Consider the following 16483-nt stretch of genomic DNA (forward strand, 5'->3'; position numbering starts at 1 on the left):
CCTCACTGGCTCTCGCGCGCCAGCAACTCGCGCTTGCGCTCCACGCCCCAGCGGTAGCCCGAAAGGCTGCCATCGCTGCGCACCACCCGGTGACACGGGATGGCCACAGCCAGGGCATTGGCCGCGCAAGCCTGAGCCACGGCGCGCACCGCCCTGGGAGAGCCGATCCGCTGAGCGATCTCGGCATAACTGGCTGTACTGCCAGCCGGGATCGCCCGCAAGGCTTGCCAGACCCGTTCCTGGAACGCCGTACCGCGCAGGTCCAGCGGCAGGTCCAGGCCGATGCCCGGCGCCTCGATAAAGCCCACGACCCTGGCCACCAGGGTTTCAAACCCGGCATCGCCACCGATCAGGTTGGCCTTGGGGAATTTATCCTGCAGATCATTGAGCAACGCCTGCGGGTCGTCACCGAGCAGGATTGCGCATATCCCCCGTTCACTCTGCGCCACCAGGATTGCCCCCAAGGTGCACTGGCCGATGGCAAAGCGGATATCGGTGTTGGCACCGCCATCGCGATAGGCCCCCGGGGTCATGCCCAGGCGCGCGTTGCTCGATTCGTAGAAGCGGCTGTTGGAGTTGAAACCGGCCTCGTACAGGGCGTCGGTGACCGTTGCCGATTGCTGCAACTGTGTGCGCACCTTGCGCGCGCGGTGGGCCGAGGCATAGGCCTTGGGCGTCAGCCCGGTCACGGCCTTGAACACCCGGTGAAAGTGGAAGGGGCTTATTTCCAGGTGCTCGGCCAGCTGGTTCAGGCTCGGCGCCGGGTCGGTGTTTTCGATCAAGGCGCAGGCGCGGGTGACCTGCGCCCGGTGTTGTTCGGCGACATGGGTCTGGTCGGCGCCGCGGCGTTTGCTTGGCCGGTAGCCAGCGGCTTCGGCCTGTGCGGCGGTGTCGAAAAACTCGACGTTATCGATGCGCGGCAGGCGCGAGGTGCTGCTGGGCCGGCAGTACACGCCGGTGGTGCGCACGGCATAGACAAAGGCCTGGTCTGCGGCCGGGTCACGGGCCACTATGGCCTGCCAGCGCGGGTCGGATTCGCTGATCCGTGGTTTGCCTGTACTCATGACGGGGTGCTCCTGGCGTTGTTCGATGGGTTCAGGCTACGGGGGCGGCTCACAGGAAAAACTCCGGGTCTTGCGCTCAAACTCGGCTGGCCGGCACTCGCCACAGGTACCAGGCGGCTACGGTCCGGTACGGGCTCCAGGACTTGCCCAGGTCAATCATCTGCCGGCGTGTCGGTTGCTCGGGCAGGCCCTGCAAACGGCGGTAGCCCTCGCGCACGCCGAAGTCGTCGGCCGGGAGGATGTCCATGCGCTCCAGGGTATAGATCAGCAGCATCTCGACGGTCCAGCGTCCCACGCCACGCAGGCTTACCAGGCGTTCGATCAGTGCCTCGTCTTCAAGCATCAGAGCCTGCTGATAGTCCGGCACCAGGCCGTCGAGGCGTGCCCGGGCAATACCCTGGATGGTTGCCAGTTTGCTCGCCGAAAAGCCGCAGGCGCGCAACTGCTCCGGGGTGGTCGCCAGCACCTGCTCGGGGCTGGGAAAGGTGCTGCCCGGGTAGAGCGCCAGAAAGCGCGCGAGGATCGCATCGCCGGCCTTGGCATGCAGTTGCTGGTAGGCAATGGCCCGCACCAGCGCCTGATACGGGTCGCGGGTGGGCTTGGGCTGATGCAGGCACGGGCCGACCGCCTCGATGTGCGCGGCCCACTGCGGGTCGAGTGCGGCGAGGCAGGTTTGTGCCTCGGTATAGAACGCATGCGTGCTCATCAGGCCTCCAGTGCCTTGGCCACTTGTTCCAGTGCCTGCTTGAGTTCGGCGCGGCTGCCAGCGGCCGACAGGCTGATGCGGATTGCCGCCAGGTCATGCTGTTTTACCGCGAACACCTCGCCTGGCACCACTGCCACGCCATGGGTCCGGCAGGCCTCGGTCAAGCGCGCGGCGCTGAGCCCGGCCCTGACCCAGATATGTGGCGATGGCTGGCGGGTGTTGAGCAAATGGCTGCCCAGGATCCTGCCCGCCAGGCGCCAGCGCTGGTTAACTTCCTCACGCTGCCAGGCCAGGCGCCTTTGCGCGGTGCCATCGGCAATCCAGCGGCAGGCAATCTGCAAGTTCAGGGGTGATATTTGCCAGTGAGTGGCCTGGGCATGGGGGTCGATCTGCTCCAGTAATGCCGGGTCAGCGACGATCCAACCGAGGCGCAGACCAGCGCCCACGGTTTTCGACAGGCTGCTGATCAACAGGCCGCGGCGCCCGAGCAACCGCCACAGTGGCGGCTGGTCGGTCAGCGCGCCGTAGACATCATCTTCGATTACCAGCAGGTCATGGCGCTCGACCACCTCGGCAATCGCCTGCTGGCGGGGGCTGCTCATGCACGCACCGGTTGGGTTGTGCAGGCTCGGGGTCAGGACCATGACCCGCGCGCCGGTGGCGCGGGCGACCCGATCGAGGTCGTCCGGGACAATACCCTGATCGTCCAGGCCGATGCCATGCAGCGGCAGGCGCAACTGCCGGCAGGCGGCTTTGATGCCGGGTGCGGTAAGGGCTTCGACCAGCACCGCTTCGCCTGGCTGGCACAGCGACAGCAACACCGTGAACAGGCCCTGCTGGGCGCCGCCGCACAGCAGCAGTTGCCTGGCGTTCAACTGCAAACCGCGATTGGCCAGCCAGGCGGCACCGTGCAGGCGCCCGCGCAGCAACTCTTCGGCGCTCAGGTAGTGATCCAGGCAAGCCGCCAGCCCCTCCTCAAGCAGCGCCTGCAAAGTGTTTTCGCTGTCGCGGTTGGCCGGCTCGATCACCGGTACGTTGGTCGACAGGTCGATCAGGCTCGGTTGCACGTCGCGCTGTTTGAGGCGAAACAGCGTGGCCTCCTTGCTGCCGGCCAGCACATAGGTGCCACGGCCGACTTCGCCCGAAACCAAATGGCGTGCCGCCGCTTCACGGTAGGCCTGCTGGGTGGTGCTCGGGTTGAGCCCCAGGTTCCAGGCCAGGCGCCGTTGTGGCGGCAGGCGTTCGCCGACTTTCAGCTCGCCTCGTTCGATGGCAATGGCTATTGCATCGACCAGGGCCAGGTAGCGCGGCTGGGCATCGTCGCAGAGGGTAGGGGTCCACATTTATTGTTGGCCATGCAATATAGGAATTTACCCATACAATGCGCGGCGACTAGGATCAGGTCAAATCCGATCCTGCCGAGGTGTTCCATGTTCGACCTGCCAGCCCTGCGCGAAGCTGCCCGCCTGGTTCATGCCAGCGTACCCGCCACCCCTCAGTACGCCTGGCCGCGCCTGGCCGAGCGGCTGGGCTGCGAAGTCTGGGTCAAGCATGAAAACCATGCCCCGACCGGCGCCTTCAAGGTGCGCGGCGGGTTGATGTATGTGCAGTGGCTGCTGGGGCAAAAGCCGGCGGTGCGCGGCCTGGTCACCGCCACCCGTGGCAACCACGGCCAGAGCATGGCCCTGGCTGCGGGCAATGCCGGGCTGCCGATTATCATCGTTGTGCCCGAGGGCAACTCGCTCGAAAAGAACGCGGCGATGCGCGCTTTGGGCGCCCAATTGATCGAGCACGGCGCCGACTTTGACCAGGCCCGCGAAGAGGCCGCACGCCTGGCCCAGTTGCATGGTTACGAGAGCGTGCCACCGTTTCACCCCGAGTTGATCCGTGGCGTCGCCACCTACGCGCTGGAGCTGCTGGAAGCCGTGCGCGAGCTGGATTGCATCTACGTGCCGATCGGCATGGGCTCGGGCATCTGCGGGTTGATCCAGGCGCGCAACCTGCTGGGCCTGCGCACCGAGATCGTCGGCGTGGTCTCCAGCGCCGCCGACGCCTTTGCCCAGAGCCTGGAGCAGGGCCGCATCGTCACCACCGCCACGGCCAACACCTTCGCCGATGGCATGGCGTGTCGCATGCCGTTGCCCGAAGCCTTTGAAATCATCCGCCAGCACGCCGCACGCATTGTGCGCGTCAGCGACGAAGAAGTGGCCCGGGCCATGCGCATCTACCACGAAGACACCCACAACACCGCCGAAGGCGCAGGTGCCGCCGGCCTTGCCGCACTGATCCAGGAGCGCGAGCGCCAGCAAGGGCGCAAGGTGGCGGTGATCCTCAGCGGGGCGAACATTGACCGGCAGCGGTATGCTCAGGTGCTGGCGGGCGATTGAAAAATCCTGAATTGATCGGTTGATAAAAAATGCTATCTAAATTTGATAGCATTTTTAACGTCAAATTAGGGACTGCGCCCATGAACACTATGAATTACAAGGGCTACACCGCCCGAGTCGAATACGACCCACGGGACGATATTTTCGTCGGACGTGTCCTGGGGCTGCGTGACATCATCAGCTTTCACGCCAGCGCCGTCAGGCAGTTGCATGAGGCGTTTCACCTGGCCCTGGATGACTACCTGGCCGATTGCGCCGAGCGTGGGGTCAAGCCGGAAAAACCCGCTTCCGGCAAGGTCATGCTGCGTATCAGGCCAGAAGTCCATGCTGCGGCGACCATCGCAGCTCAATCGGCTGGCAAGAGCCTCAACCAATGGGCCGATGAAGTTTTTGAACGCGCAGCACAAGCCTGAATAAAGGCAATTTCTTCCAATACAGCCCAGCAGAAAACCGTTTTAATAGCGCCTGCCTTCAACCGCGGTTACTGAACGTCGATGCCTTTTTCAAACGGATTTCTGCTGAGTTTGTCGTTGTGCCTGGATATCGGCATTGCCAATATCGCCATGATCACCCTGGCCATGCAGCGGGGTTTTCTGCAGGGTTTCTGGCTGGGGCTGGGCACCTGTGTCGGTGACCTGTTGTATGCCATTGCGGCGTTGGCCGGGATGACCGTGCTGCTGCAATTTGAGACGGTGCGCTGGGTGCTGTGGCTGGGCGGCTCGGTGTTGCTGGTGTGGTTTGCCATCAAGATGCTGCTGGCGGCGCTGCGCGGCAACACTCATCTGCAGACCCCTGGCGCAGTCGTGATCGAATCGGGCTGGCGCGAGTTCCTGCGCGGGATCTTCCTGGCCATGTCCTCGCCCAGCGCCATCCTCTGGTTTGCTGCGGTCGGCGGGGTGCTGATTTCTCGTTCAGGGGGCGGCAGCCTGCTTGAGGCCGGGCTTTTTCTTAGCGGTTTTTTTGCCGCCGGGCTGATCTGGTGCCTGTCGTTGTGCGGCATTGCCAGCCATGGCGGGCGGTTGTTGGGTGACCGCTTGCTGACCTGGTCGTACCTGCTGTCGGCGGGCATCTTCTGCTATTTCGCCGGCTACGTGATCCTTTCCGGTTACCGCGAGTTCATCCTCGCCGTGCCTGCGGCCACCCCGGGTCTATAATGATTCGAGACACCGGTGCGCAGGTGCCGTCAGGCAGGAGGATCTTCGATGAAAGGCCTTGATGCGAAAAAGATGACGAAGAAAAAACCACTGAAAACCGCCAAGGAGAAACACGCCGCCAAACGCGCCAAGCGCTCCGGCGCCAGTTTTCTTGGGCAGTAACGCCAAGAGCTCCGCAAGGGGCTCTTTTTTTAGTCCCGAAATTGAGGTTGCTGGGTTATCCATTTCCTCAGCCTGTCGATTTCAACCACTGCCATTCGACCATCTGTGAACGCGCCGAGTTTGCCGGCGCCCCATCGCACAGAGGACACGACCATGAACAGTGCCGCCGAGAACGAAATCCGCCAACTCATCGAGCAGTGGCTTCCCGCCGTACGCGCGCGCGATGTCGAGGCCATTACCGCGCCTTACGCCGAGAACATTCGCGCCTTCGATGCCATCCAGCAATTGCAGTTCCAGGGCAAGGCTGCCTACCGCGCCCACTGGCAGGCCTGCATGGATCACTGCCCCGGCGAGATGATCTTCGAAATCGAGCAATTGCAGATCCACGCCACCCCGGAGCTGGCCCTGGCCCACTGGCTCAACCGCTGTGGTCAGGCCAGCAGCGAAGGCGGTGAGGATCAAGGCTGCTATATGCGCGCGACCGTTGGCTACCAGCGCATCGATGGCCAGTGGAAGGTGATTCATGAGCATTGGTCGGCACCCTTCGACATGGAATCCGGTGCCGCGCTGTTCTCGCTCAAGCCTTGAGCTGAAAACCCCGAGGGTTATGCCGAATCGCGCTTTTCAAGGCGGTGCGACCTGCCGCCATAGTATCCCCAGCGGTGGAGACGACGATGAAATACCTGTGCCTGGTCTACTGTGATGAAAGTCTGCTGCACAGCCTGCCTGAAAGCCCGGCCGACGCCGAGTGCATGGCCTATGCCGAGTCGGTCCAGGGCAGCGGCCGGATGCTCGCCGCCGAGGCGCTCAAACCGGTGCAGACCGCGACCACCGTGCGTGTGCGCGGCGGGCAGATGAGCCTGACCGACGGCCCGTTCGCCGAAACCAAGGAGCAGTTGGCCGGCTTCTATCTGGTCGATGCCCGCGACCTCAACGAGGCGTTGAACATTGCCAAGGGCATTCCCGCAGCGCGAGTCGGTAGTGTCGAGGTGCGGCCGGTCCGCGAGTTGCAACCCTGAACCCAAGGAGCACAACACGATGAGCCTTTTACACCCCGAGCCGCCCAAGGCGCAGCATGAGTTGTCGTTGACGCGCCTGATCGATGCGCCGCGGCGCAAGGTGTTTCGCGCCTGGACTGAGCCGCAACTGCTGGCCCAGTGGTGGGGGCCCAACGGCATGACCACGCCGGAATGCGAAATGCAGCTGTGGGTCGGCGGCTTGTTTCGTACGGTGATGCGTGCCCCCGACGGCAGCGAATACCCGAACCAGGGCGTGTATCTGGAGATCGTGCCGCCGGCGCGGATCGTCTTCACCGATGCCTTCGGCCCAGGCTGGGTGCCGTCGAACAAGGCGTTCATGACCGCCGTGGTGACCTTTGACGACGTCCACGGCAAGACCCAGTACACCGCCCGGGCCTGGCACTGGAGTGCCGCCGATTGCCAGGCCCATGAAGAGATGGGCTTTCATCGCGGCTGGGGTGAGAGCCTGGATCGCCTGGTGGCGCTGGTGACCACGCAGATGCCCGACTGATGGCAGCGCTGGCACAGGTACGGGCGCAACTGGAGACCGTCTACCGCCAGGAGTCGCGGCGCATCCTGGCGACGCTGATCCGCTTGCTGGGCGACTTTGACCTGGCCGAAGAGGCCATGCACGAGGCGTTTTACATCGCCGTGGAGCGCTGGCAACGCGACGGCATTCCGGCAAGCCCGCGGGCCTGGTTGGTGTCTACCGGGCGTTTCAAGGCCATCGATAGCCTGCGCCGGCGTGCGCGCTTCGACCGTTCCCAGGTGCAGTTGATGCAGGCGTTGGAGTTGCTGGAGGAAGTTCAGGTGGATGACCAAGAGCTGGAAGACGACCGTCTGCGCCTGATCTTCACTTGTTGTCACCCGGCGCTGGCCGCCGATGCCCAGGTGCCGCTGACATTGCGCGAGGTCTGTGACCTGACCACCGAAGAAATCGCCCGCGCGTTTTTGCAGAGCCCGGCGACCATTGCCCAGCGCATCGTGCGGGCCAAGGCCAAGATCCGTGATGCGCGCATACCGTACCAGGTGCCGTCGCTGGCCGAGCTGCCGGAGCGGATTGATAGCGTGCTGCGGGTGATCTACCTGGTGTTCAATGAAGGCTATTCGGCGTCGTCTGGTGAGAGCCTGATGCGTCATGACCTGAGCGATGAAGCGATCCGCTTGGGGCGCTTGCTCCAGCAGCTGCTGCCTGACCCGGAGGTGCTTGGGCTGCTGGCCTTGATGCTTTTGCAGGCCTCGCGGCAACAGGCGCGCAGCGACGCCGAGGGTGAACTGGTACTGCTTGATGAGCAGGACCGCAGCCTGTGGAACCGTGCGTTTATAGACGAAGGTTGCCAGTTGGTGCAGCAAGCCCTGCGCAGCCAGCAGTTCGGCGTGTATAGCCTGCAGGCAGCGATAGCGGCTGTGCACGCCGAAGCTGCCAGTGCCGAGGCAACGGACTGGGATGAAATCGTCGGTTTGTACGATGTGCTGCTGCAACGCTGGCCGTCACCGGTGATCGCGCTCAACCGCGCAGCGGCTCTGGCCCGGCGCGATGGCGCCGAGGCGGGGCTGGCGGCAGTGGAGGCAATTCTGGATCGTGGCCAGTTGCAGGATTATCACCTGGCCCATTCGGCCCGCGCCGAACTGTGCCGCCAGCTGGGTCGCCTGGATCACGCCCGCGAGGCCTATCGCAGTGCTCTCGGGCTGACCCGCCAGGGCCCGGAGCGGCGCTTTATCGAGCGCCGCCTGGCCGAGTTGTAGGCATCAGCCGATGGTGATCGGCGGCGGGCTGACCAGCTCGACCGTCTGCTGCTTGCGCGGGGCGAGGATCTCGGCCTCGCCATCGACCACCAGCTCGTCGTTCTGGTTGAACACGCGGGTGGCGATGCGCACCTTGAACTTTGGCAGTTTCTCGAGGATTTCCAGGCGCACGGTCAGGGTATCGCCGAACTTGACCGGCTTCTGGAAACTCATGGTCTGGCCCAGGTAGATGGTGCCCGGGCCAGGCAGCTCGCAGGCCACTGCGGCGCTGATCAGCGCACCGCTGAACATGCCGTGGGCGATACGCTCCTTGAACATGCTCTTGGCCGCGAACTCGGCATCCAGGTGCACCGGGTTGTGGTCACCGGACATCGCCGCGAACAGCTGGATGTCACGTTCTTCGACGGTTTTGCTGAAGCTGGCGGTCTGGCCGACTTCAAGGGCTTCGTACGGGGTGTTGGTGACCTGGGTCATGCTTGGCTTTCCTTCTGACGTGCGGGTCGGCCGGTCATTCGCTGCGGGCGGGGCGGCCAATGGCCAGGGCCTGCTCCAGCCAGTCGATGATGGCGGCCGTGACCTCGTCACGGTTGGTTTCGTTGAGCAGCTCATGCCGCGCCTGGGGGTAGAGCTGCACCTGCACATGCTGATTGCCGGCCAGGCGCAAGGCACCGGCCAGATCCTTGAGACGCTTGCCGGCACTGACCGGATCACATTCGCCGCCCATCACCAGGATCGGCAGGTTCGGATCGATCTGCGTCAGGTTGCGTGGCTGGCTGATTTGCTCAAGGCCCATCAGCAGGTCGATCCACAAACGGTTGCTGCAGCGAAAGCCGCACAACGGGTCGGCAGCATACTTGTCGACTTCATCGTTGTCGCGGCTGAGCCAGTCGAACGCCGTGCGGTTGGGTTTGAAGGCTTTGTTGAACGAGCCGAACGACAGCCACTCGATCAGTGCGCTATGGCCCAGCGGGCCCTGGCGCCAGGCTTCGAAGCGGGCGATCAGGCAGGCCGTGCGGTACAGCGCGGGCGGTTGGAAGTTAGAGCCGCTGAGAATCGCGCCCTGCAGGCTGGCGCCGTGGTGCATCAGGTAGGCCTGGGCAATGTAGCTGCCCATGCTGTGGCCAAACAGGAACACCGGCGTGCCCGGAAACTGCTGGCCGATGTGCTGGCTGAGCAGGGCCAGGTCGTTGACCACGCTGTTCCAGCCATTGTGTCGGGCGAACAGGCCTAAAGTGCCAAGTTCGGCGGTGCGTCCATGGCCGCGCTGGTCGTGGGCGAGCAGGGCATAGCCGGCAGTGCTCAGGGCCTCGCCAAGGCGTTGGTAGCGCCCGGCGTGCTCGGCCATGCCGTGGGCCAGCAGCACCACCGCCTTGATCGGTGTGGCCGGCAGCCATTGATAAACGTAGAGGCTGCAGTGATCGCTGGCCGGGAGCCAGAACGCGTCGTGGTGCATGGCGGGTCCTTGTGCGCGCAACTCGGTAAGTCAGCACAGTGTATAACCCAGCCGCACAATCGCAGGGTCATCAGCAATAAGATTCACAATGTTAATGACAGCGCTTGGCGTATTTGCCACCTGCGACATACCTGCTAACGTCGGCAGAGCACCTTCTTCGCCAAGCAGGCAAGGGGGCCGGATCGGCTCAGGTATGAGGACAATAATAGATGCAAGCTGATTTCTGGAATGACAAGCGCCCGGCAGGGGTTCCTTCGCAAATTGACGTGAATGCTTACAAGTCAGTGGTCGAAGTGTTCGAACGCTCCTGCAAGAAGTTTGCTGACCGCCCGGCGTTCAGCAATCTCGGGGTAACCCTGAGCTACGCCGAACTGGAACGCTATTCCGCGGCCTTTGCCGCGTACCTGCAGCAGCATACCGACCTGGTGCCGGGCGACCGCATTGCGGTACAGATGCCCAACGTGCTGCAGTATCCCATTGCCGTATTTGGCGCCTTGCGCGCCGGCCTGATCGTGGTCAACACCAACCCGCTGTACACCGCCCGCGAAATGCGCCACCAGTTCAAAGACTCCGGCGCCCGGGCGCTGGTGTACCTGAACATGTTCGGCAAGCTGGTGCAGGAAGTGCTGCCCGACACCGGCCTCGAGTTCCTCATCGAGGCGAAGATGGGCGACATGTTGCCGACGGCCAAGGGCTGGCTGGTCAATACCATCGTCAGCAAGGTCAAGAAGATGGTCCCGGACTACCGCCTGCCCCAGGCGGTGCCGTTCAAGAGCGCCCTGGCCCAGGGCCGCGGCCAGTCGCTCAAGCCGGTTGCGCTGGGCCTCGATGACATCGCCGTGCTGCAATACACCGGCGGCACCACGGGCCTGGCCAAGGGCGCGATGCTGACCCACGGCAACCTGGTGGCGAACATGCTCCAGGTGCTGGCGTGTTTCTCCCAGCACGGTGCCGATGGCCAGCGCCTGATCAAGGACGGGCAGGAGGTGATGATCGCGCCGCTGCCGCTCTACCATATCTATGCCTTCACCGCGAACTGTATGTGCATGATGGTCACCGGCAACCACAACGTGCTGATCACCAACCCGCGGGACATCGCCGGCTTCGTCAAGGAGCTGAAGAAGTGGAAGTTCTCCGGGTTGCTCGGGCTCAACACCCTGTTCGTCGCGCTGATGAATCACCCAGAGTTCAAGAACCTCGACTTCTCGGCGCTGAAGGTCACCAACTCCGGCGGTACCGCATTGGTCAGCGCCACCGCCGAGCGCTGGGAGAGCATCACCGGTTGCCGCATTGTCGAAGGCTACGGCCTGACCGAAACCTCGCCGGTAGCCAGCACCAACCCTTACGGCCAGCTGGCACGCCTGGGCACCGTGGGCATTCCGGTGCCGGGCACGGCGTTCAAGGTGATTGACGATGCAGGTGTCGAGCAGCCCTTCGGCGAGCGCGGCGAGTTGTGCATCAAGGGCCCGCAAGTGATGAAGGGCTACTGGCAGCACCCCGAGGCGACGGCCGAGGCGCTGGACAGCGAAGGCTGGTTCAAGACTGGTGACATTGCCGTGATCGACCCGGACGGCTTTACCCGCATCGTCGACCGCAAGAAGGACATGATCATCGTCTCGGGCTTCAACGTGTACCCCAACGAGATCGAAGAAGTGGTGATGAGCCATCCGCAAGTGGCCAGTTGCGCGGTGATCGGCATCCCCGACGAGCGTTCGGGCGAGGCGGTGAAGCTGTTCGTGGTGCCGCGCGAGGGCGGGGTAAGCCTTGAAGAGCTGAAGGCTTATTGCAAGGCCAACTTCACCGGCTACAAGGTGCCCAAGCAAATTGTCTTGCGCGAGTCGCTGCCGATGACGGCGGTGGGCAAGATTTTGCGCCGGGAGCTTCGGGATATAGCTTGAGGGCACTGGAAGCTGCAAGCTACAAGCTGCAAGCTACAAGCTACAAGCTACAAGCTACAAGCTACAAGCCCGGCCAGCTTGTAGCTTGTGACTTGAAACTTGAGCTTTAGAATTTTTACTCTAAAAATGACTACGTGATTATCAAGAGTCATTTCCGTGACTGTTCGGGCTACTTTAGCTCTAGGCGGCCCTTGGCAAAGCTGCTACTCTCGGCCCGCTTCTGATTATCAGGTTTGCAATAAACCGTAATCTTATATCAATAATAATCGCATCGACTGCGGTGAAGAATTCGCTGTTGCTGGAGGAGTGGGCTTCCATGATCGAAAATTTTTGGAAGGATAAGTACCCAGCCGGGATTGCCTCGCAAATCAATCCTGATGAGTATCCGAATATTCAGGCGGTATTGAAGCAGTCTTGCCAACGCTTTGCCGATAAACCGGCCTTTAGCAACCTGGGCAAAACCATTACATACGGCGAGTTGTATGAGTTGTCAGGGGCTTTTGCCGCTTACCTGCAACAGCATACCGACCTGCAGCCGGGTGATCGTATTGCCGTGCAGCTGCCCAACGTTCTGCAATACCCCGTTGCCGTGTTCGGTGCCCTGCGTGCGGGCCTGATCGTGGTCAACACCAACCCGTTGTATACCGCGCGGGAATTGGAACACCAGTTCAATGATTCCGGCGCCAAGGCGCTGGTCTGCCTGGCAAACATGGCGCACCTGGCCGAAAAGGTAGTGCCCAAGACCCAGGTCAAACACGTTATTGTCACCGAAGTGGCCGACCTCTTGCCACCGGTTAAACGCCTGTTGATCAACAGCGTGATCAAGTACGTGAAAAAAATGGTCCCGGCGTACAATCTGCCCAAGGCGGTCAAGTTCAACGACGCCTTGAGCAAGGGCCGTGGCAAAACCTTTCAGGAAGCCAATCCAGACCGCAATGACGTCGCCGTGTTGCAATACACCGGTGGCACTACCGGGGTGGCCAAAGGCGCGATGCTGACCCACCGCAACCTGGTGGCCAACATGCTGCAATGCCGGGCGCTGATGGGTTCGGACCTCAATGAAGGTTGCGAGATCCTGATCACGCCGTTGCCGCTGTATCACATCTATGCCTTCACCTTTCATTGCATGGCAATGATGCTGATCGGCAGCCACAACATCCTGATCAGCAACCCGCGCGACTTGCCGGCGATGGTCAAGGAACTGGGCAAGTGGAAGTTCAGCGGCTTTGTCGGCCTCAATACTTTGTTCGTTGCCCTGTGCAACAACGAGAATTTCCGCAAGCTGGACTTCTCCGGCCTGAAGATCACCCTGTCTGGCGGCATGGCCCTGCAGATGAGCGTCGCTGAACGCTGGAAAGCGGTGACCGGTTGCGCCATCTGCGAAGGTTACGGCATGACCGAAACCAGCCCGGTGGCGGCGGTCAACCCGGCCGAGCAGAACCAGATCGGCACCATCGGCATTCCGGTGCCTTCGACCCTGTGCAAGATCATCGACGACGCCGGTGTCGAACTGGCCCTGGGCGAAGTCGGCGAGCTGTGCGTGAAAGGGCCGCAGGTAATGAAGGGCTACTGGCAGCGTGAAGACGCCACCAACGAGATCCTCGACAGTGACGGCTGGCTGAAGACCGGTGACATCGCCGTGATCCAGACCAACGGCTACATGCGCATCGTCGATCGCAAGAAAGACATGATCCTGGTCTCCGGTTTCAACGTCTATCCGAACGAGCTTGAGGATGTGCTGGCGGCGTTGCCAGGCGTGCTGCAGTGCGCGGCCATCGGCGTGCCGGATGAAAAATCCGGTGAAGTGATCAAGATCTTCATCGTGGTCAAGCCGGGCATGACCGTGACCAAGGAGCAGGTGATGGAGCACATGCGTGCCAACGTCACCGGCTACAAGGTGCCGCGTTTTGTCGAGTTCCGCGATGCGTTGCCGACCACCAACGTCGGCAAGATCCTGCGCCGTGAACTGCGTGATGAAGAACTGAAGAAGCTGGGCCTGAAGAAGATCGCCTGAGTCAAGGCGAGCGCTTCGCGCTCGATCGCTGGCGAGCCAGCTCCCACCATCATCCAGTGGGAGTTGGCTTGCCAGCGATGCTTTCAGCGCAGTTTTTCAAGCATCTGGTAATACCACATCCCCGCCGCCAGCAACGGATTGCCCAGCACATCGCCCATCGGCACCTTGATGTGTTTGCAGCCGGCAAAGGTATCGAACTTCTCCAGCGTCCCGGTCAGTGCTTCGGCCATGATCTCGCCCATGATATGGCTGGTGGCGATGCCGTGCCCGGAGTAACCCTGGCAGTACCAGACGTTGTCCGAAAGCTTGCCCAGCTGCGGAATGCGGTTGACCACGATACCCATTGCGCAACTCCACTGGAACTCGATCGGCACGCCCTTGAGCGCCGGAAAGGTGCGCTCGATGCACGGCCGCAGTTCGCCGGCGATATCCCGTGAGTCGCGCCCGGAATAGTTGGCGCCACCGCCGAACAACAGACGGCCATCGGCGGTCAGCCGGTAGTAGTCGAGGACGAAGCGGCAGTCGTATACCGCCAGGTCCTGAGGGTTGATCTGCGCGGCCAGCTCACCCAGCGGCGCGGTGGTGACGATGCCGCCCATGGCCGGGAAGATCTTGCCCTTGAGCTGGCGCTTTTCCAGTTTGTGATAGACATCGCCGGCCAGCAGGATCTGCTTGGCCTCGACCCGGCCATGGGCCGTCACTACCGCCGGCTGGTCGCCATGGATGATGTCCAGCACTTCGGAGTTCTCGAAGATCAGCGCGCCCAGGCTGTGCGCGGCGCGGGCTTCGCCCAGGCACAGGTTGAGCGGATGCAGGTGCAGGTTGCGGCGGTTTTTCAGGGCACCGAGGTACAGCGGGCTTTGCAGGTGTTCGCGCATAGCGTTGTGATCGAGCAGTTCGACCTGATCGCCCATGCCGCGGCGCTCGGCCTCGGCGGCGAAAGCGCGCAGCTCGCCCATGTGCGAGTCTTTCATTGCTGCGTGCAGGTGGCCACGCTTGAGGTCGCAGTCGATACCGTAGCGCTCGACCCTTTGCTCGATGATCTGGTGGCCGCGCCAGCGCAGGTGCCAGATGAAATCATCGACGTCATCGCCGAGCTTGTCGCGCATCTGCTTGCGCATCGCTTCATCGCCTGAGAGGCTGCCGGTGACCTGGCCGCCGTTGCGCCCGCTGGCGCCCCAACCGATGCGGTTGGTTTCGACGATGGCGACTTTCAGGCCGCGTTCGGCCAGCTCCACGGCGCTGGCGACCCCGGTAAAGCCGCCGCCAATGATTGCCACGTCGACCTTCACCGTCCCCTTGAGGGTCGGGTACTGGGTGGCGTCGTTGAGGCTTGCGGTGTAGTACGAGGCGCTGCGCTGGGCAGGGCCGGCGTTTACGGCTGCATTCATAACAAAATCCTTGGTGCAAAAATAAAGTGTCAGGCCTGGGTCAGGTACCAGCGCCAGTCCTGTTCGCCGACTTCGGCCATGAACTGACGGTACTCGGCACGCTTGACCGCCAGGTACACGCCGAGGAACTCGGCACCCAGGGCCTCCCGGGCCCAGCTTGAACGCTCAAGCGCAGTCAGCGAGGTCAGCCAGTCGGTGGGCAGCAGTTCGGTGGCCTGGGCGTAGCCATTGCCCTCGACCGGTGCGCCCGGGTCGAGCTGCTGGCGGATGCCGTGATGCAGGCTGGCGAGGATTGCTGCCGCGGCCAGGTAAGGGTTGGCGTCGGCACCGCAGATACGGTGTTCGATGTGCCGGCTGTTGGCCGGGCCGCCGGGCACGCGCAGGCTGACGGTGCGGTTGTCGACGCCCCAGGTCGGTGCCAGCGGCGCGTAGCTGTTGGCCTGGAAACGGCGGTAGGAGTTGGCGTTGGGGCAGAACAGCAGCAGCGAATCGAGCAGCAGCGTGAGCATGCCGGCCACCGACTGGCGCAGCAGCGGTGTACCGGCCTTGTCTTCGCTGGCGTAGAGGTTGTTACCCTTGGCATCGGCCAGGCTCACGTGCATGTGCATGCCGGTGCCGGCCAGGTGATCGAACGGCTTGGCCATGAAGCAGGCCTGCATCCCGTGCTTGTGCGCCACGCCCTTGACCAGGCGCTTGTAGCGCACTGCCTGGTCCATGGCCAGCAGCGCATCGCCATGCTCGAGGGTGATTTCCACCTGGCCCGGGGCATATTCGGAAATCGCCGTGCGCGCCGGAATGCCCTGGGCTTTGCAAGCGCCATAGAGGTCGGCGAGAAACGGCTCGATCTGTTCCAGCTCGCGCAGGCCATAGACCTGGGTGCCACGCGGGCGCCCGCCGTCGCTGTCCAGTGCCGGTTGCGGGCGGCCGTGGCTGTCGCGTTGCTGGTCGAGCAGGTAGAACTCCAGCTCGCAGGCCATCACCGGGTAGTAGCCGTCGGCCTTGAGCGCATCGATGACCTTGACCAGCAGGTGGCGCGGGTCGGCAATGCTCGCCGGCATACCTTCGCTGGGGTGCATGCTGACCTGCAGCGCGGCGGTGGGGATCTGCCGCCACGGCAGGCGCACCAGGCTGTTTTCCAGCGGGTAGGCGCGGCAATCGATATCGCCGACATCCCAGACCAGGCCGGAGTTTTCCACATCGTCGCCGTTCAGGGTCAAGCCGAGGATGGTACTGGGCAATGGCCGGCCGCTTTCGTACACCGCCAGCAGCTCTTCGCGGTGCAGCAGCTTGCCGCGTGGCACGCCGTTGGCGTCGAGGATGAACAGCTCGATCATCTCGATATCGGGGTTTTCGGCCAGGAACGTTCGGGCCTGCTCGATGGGGGCAAATTGCATGGTGCTCTCGCTCGCGCCTCAAGGCGCACAGGACTGTGCAGCCGGTAAGGCGCCAGTCATCGACAAGGAAAGTCGGCCAGGAGCTGGCCGCACGG

Annotated in this window: 16 protein-coding genes; 9 read left to right on the forward strand and 7 right to left on the reverse strand. The window is 62.9% G+C overall.

Annotated features, from left to right (window positions below):
- Positions 1-2 precede the first annotated feature (2 nt).
- The 3 genes from ada to ABIE20_RS09930 all read right to left on the reverse strand — a co-directional run bounded on the left by ada (position 3) and on the right by ABIE20_RS09930 (position 3113).
- Positions 3-1064: a bifunctional DNA-binding transcriptional regulator/O6-methylguanine-DNA methyltransferase Ada gene (ada, locus tag ABIE20_RS09920; protein WP_429504762.1), complete on the reverse strand. Its 1062-nt coding sequence runs from the start codon at positions 1062-1064 to the stop codon at positions 3-5.
- A 76-nt stretch (positions 1065-1140) separates the two neighbouring features.
- Entirely contained in the window at positions 1141-1770 is a 630-nt protein-coding gene (locus tag ABIE20_RS09925; RefSeq protein WP_429504764.1) for a DNA-3-methyladenine glycosylase family protein, read from the reverse strand.
- On the reverse strand, positions 1770-3113 hold the full coding sequence (locus ABIE20_RS09930) for a PLP-dependent aminotransferase family protein (protein WP_429504765.1): 1344 nt from the start codon (positions 3111-3113) through the stop codon (positions 1770-1772). The genes ABIE20_RS09925 and ABIE20_RS09930 overlap by 1 nt, the downstream gene beginning before the upstream one ends.
- A gap of 87 nt (positions 3114-3200) precedes the next feature.
- Between ABIE20_RS09930 and ABIE20_RS09935 the strand changes: the two genes are divergently transcribed.
- The 7 genes from ABIE20_RS09935 to ABIE20_RS09965 all read left to right on the forward strand — a co-directional run bounded on the left by ABIE20_RS09935 (position 3201) and on the right by ABIE20_RS09965 (position 8238).
- Positions 3201-4157, forward strand: a complete 957-nt coding sequence (locus tag ABIE20_RS09935; protein ID WP_429504767.1) for a threonine dehydratase — start codon at positions 3201-3203, stop codon at positions 4155-4157.
- An 80-nt stretch (positions 4158-4237) separates the two neighbouring features.
- Positions 4238-4570 (forward strand): type II toxin-antitoxin system HicB family antitoxin, encoded by a 333-nt coding sequence (locus tag ABIE20_RS09940; protein ID WP_429504769.1) that lies wholly within the window; start codon positions 4238-4240, stop codon positions 4568-4570.
- A gap of 81 nt (positions 4571-4651) precedes the next feature.
- Positions 4652-5311, forward strand: coding sequence for a LysE family translocator (locus ABIE20_RS09945; protein WP_195885915.1), 660 nt, complete (start codon positions 4652-4654; stop codon positions 5309-5311).
- A gap of 315 nt (positions 5312-5626) precedes the next feature.
- Positions 5627-6061, forward strand: coding sequence for a YybH family protein (locus ABIE20_RS09950; protein ID WP_429504772.1), 435 nt, complete (start codon positions 5627-5629; stop codon positions 6059-6061).
- An 86-nt stretch (positions 6062-6147) separates the two neighbouring features.
- Positions 6148-6492 (forward strand): YciI family protein, encoded by a 345-nt coding sequence (locus ABIE20_RS09955; protein WP_258610022.1) that lies wholly within the window; start codon positions 6148-6150, stop codon positions 6490-6492.
- Between the two features lie 19 nt (positions 6493-6511).
- Positions 6512-7003, forward strand: a complete 492-nt coding sequence (locus ABIE20_RS09960; protein ID WP_429504774.1) for an SRPBCC family protein — start codon at positions 6512-6514, stop codon at positions 7001-7003.
- On the forward strand, positions 7003-8238 hold the full coding sequence (locus tag ABIE20_RS09965) for an RNA polymerase sigma factor (RefSeq protein WP_429504776.1): 1236 nt from the start codon (positions 7003-7005) through the stop codon (positions 8236-8238). The genes ABIE20_RS09960 and ABIE20_RS09965 overlap by 1 nt, the downstream gene beginning before the upstream one ends.
- Positions 8239-8241: 3 nt before the next feature.
- Here ABIE20_RS09965 and ABIE20_RS09970 read toward each other — a convergent pair whose 3' ends face one another.
- Together ABIE20_RS09970 and ABIE20_RS09975 are read right to left on the reverse strand one after the other, a co-directional pair.
- Positions 8242-8712: a MaoC family dehydratase gene (locus tag ABIE20_RS09970; RefSeq protein ID WP_045187560.1), complete on the reverse strand. Its 471-nt coding sequence runs from the start codon at positions 8710-8712 to the stop codon at positions 8242-8244.
- A gap of 34 nt (positions 8713-8746) precedes the next feature.
- A complete protein-coding gene (locus ABIE20_RS09975) occupies positions 8747-9691 on the reverse strand; it encodes a lysophospholipase (protein ID WP_429504778.1) in 945 nt (314 codons plus the stop codon).
- 209 nt (positions 9692-9900) lie between these two features.
- Here ABIE20_RS09975 and fadD2 point away from each other — a divergent pair, with 209 nt between their 5' ends.
- Complete coding sequence (fadD2, locus tag ABIE20_RS09980) at positions 9901-11589, forward strand: long-chain-fatty-acid--CoA ligase FadD2 (protein ID WP_429504780.1); 1689 nt, start codon at positions 9901-9903, stop codon at positions 11587-11589.
- 316 nt (positions 11590-11905) lie between these two features.
- Positions 11906-13603 carry a long-chain-fatty-acid--CoA ligase FadD1 gene (fadD1, locus tag ABIE20_RS09985; RefSeq protein WP_429504782.1) on the forward strand — a complete coding sequence of 566 codons (1698 nt, stop codon included), beginning with the start codon at positions 11906-11908 and terminating at the stop codon, positions 13601-13603.
- Between the two features lie 83 nt (positions 13604-13686).
- Here fadD1 and ABIE20_RS09990 read toward each other — a convergent pair whose 3' ends face one another.
- Positions 13687-14994, reverse strand: coding sequence for an NAD(P)/FAD-dependent oxidoreductase (locus ABIE20_RS09990; RefSeq protein ID WP_429504784.1), 1308 nt, complete (start codon positions 14992-14994; stop codon positions 13687-13689).
- 29 nt (positions 14995-15023) lie between these two features.
- Positions 15024-16388, reverse strand: coding sequence for a glutamine synthetase family protein (locus ABIE20_RS09995; protein WP_429504786.1), 1365 nt, complete (start codon positions 16386-16388; stop codon positions 15024-15026).
- Positions 16389-16483: the final 95 nt, after the last annotated feature.

This window comes from Pseudomonas sp. 2835 (assembly GCF_050435905.1).
Classification (GTDB): Bacteria; Pseudomonadota; Gammaproteobacteria; order Pseudomonadales; family Pseudomonadaceae; genus Aquipseudomonas.

Excerpts from the sequence above, each read along its gene's own strand:
- ada (WP_429504762.1), bottom strand. The coding sequence starts at position 1,064 with ATGAGTACAGGCAAACCACGGATCAGCGAATCCGACCCGCGCTGGCAG.
- ABIE20_RS09925 (WP_429504764.1), bottom strand. The coding sequence starts at position 1,770 with ATGAGCACGCATGCGTTCTATACCGAGGCACAAACCTGCCTCGCCGCA.
- ABIE20_RS09930 (WP_429504765.1), bottom strand. The coding sequence starts at position 3,113 with ATGTGGACCCCTACCCTCTGCGACGATGCCCAGCCGCGCTACCTGGCC.
- ABIE20_RS09935 (WP_429504767.1), top strand. The coding sequence starts at position 3,201 with ATGTTCGACCTGCCAGCCCTGCGCGAAGCTGCCCGCCTGGTTCATGCC.
- ABIE20_RS09940 (WP_429504769.1), top strand. The coding sequence starts at position 4,238 with ATGAACACTATGAATTACAAGGGCTACACCGCCCGAGTCGAATACGAC.
- ABIE20_RS09945 (WP_195885915.1), top strand. The coding sequence starts at position 4,652 with ATGCCTTTTTCAAACGGATTTCTGCTGAGTTTGTCGTTGTGCCTGGAT.
- ABIE20_RS09950 (WP_429504772.1), top strand. The coding sequence starts at position 5,627 with ATGAACAGTGCCGCCGAGAACGAAATCCGCCAACTCATCGAGCAGTGG.
- ABIE20_RS09955 (WP_258610022.1), top strand. The coding sequence starts at position 6,148 with ATGAAATACCTGTGCCTGGTCTACTGTGATGAAAGTCTGCTGCACAGC.
- ABIE20_RS09960 (WP_429504774.1), top strand. The coding sequence starts at position 6,512 with ATGAGCCTTTTACACCCCGAGCCGCCCAAGGCGCAGCATGAGTTGTCG.
- ABIE20_RS09965 (WP_429504776.1), top strand. The coding sequence starts at position 7,003 with ATGGCAGCGCTGGCACAGGTACGGGCGCAACTGGAGACCGTCTACCGC.
- ABIE20_RS09970 (WP_045187560.1), bottom strand. The coding sequence starts at position 8,712 with ATGACCCAGGTCACCAACACCCCGTACGAAGCCCTTGAAGTCGGCCAG.
- ABIE20_RS09975 (WP_429504778.1), bottom strand. The coding sequence starts at position 9,691 with ATGCACCACGACGCGTTCTGGCTCCCGGCCAGCGATCACTGCAGCCTC.
- fadD2 (WP_429504780.1), top strand. The coding sequence starts at position 9,901 with ATGCAAGCTGATTTCTGGAATGACAAGCGCCCGGCAGGGGTTCCTTCG.
- fadD1 (WP_429504782.1), top strand. The coding sequence starts at position 11,906 with ATGATCGAAAATTTTTGGAAGGATAAGTACCCAGCCGGGATTGCCTCG.
- ABIE20_RS09990 (WP_429504784.1), bottom strand. The coding sequence starts at position 14,994 with ATGAATGCAGCCGTAAACGCCGGCCCTGCCCAGCGCAGCGCCTCGTAC.
- ABIE20_RS09995 (WP_429504786.1), bottom strand. The coding sequence starts at position 16,388 with ATGCAATTTGCCCCCATCGAGCAGGCCCGAACGTTCCTGGCCGAAAAC.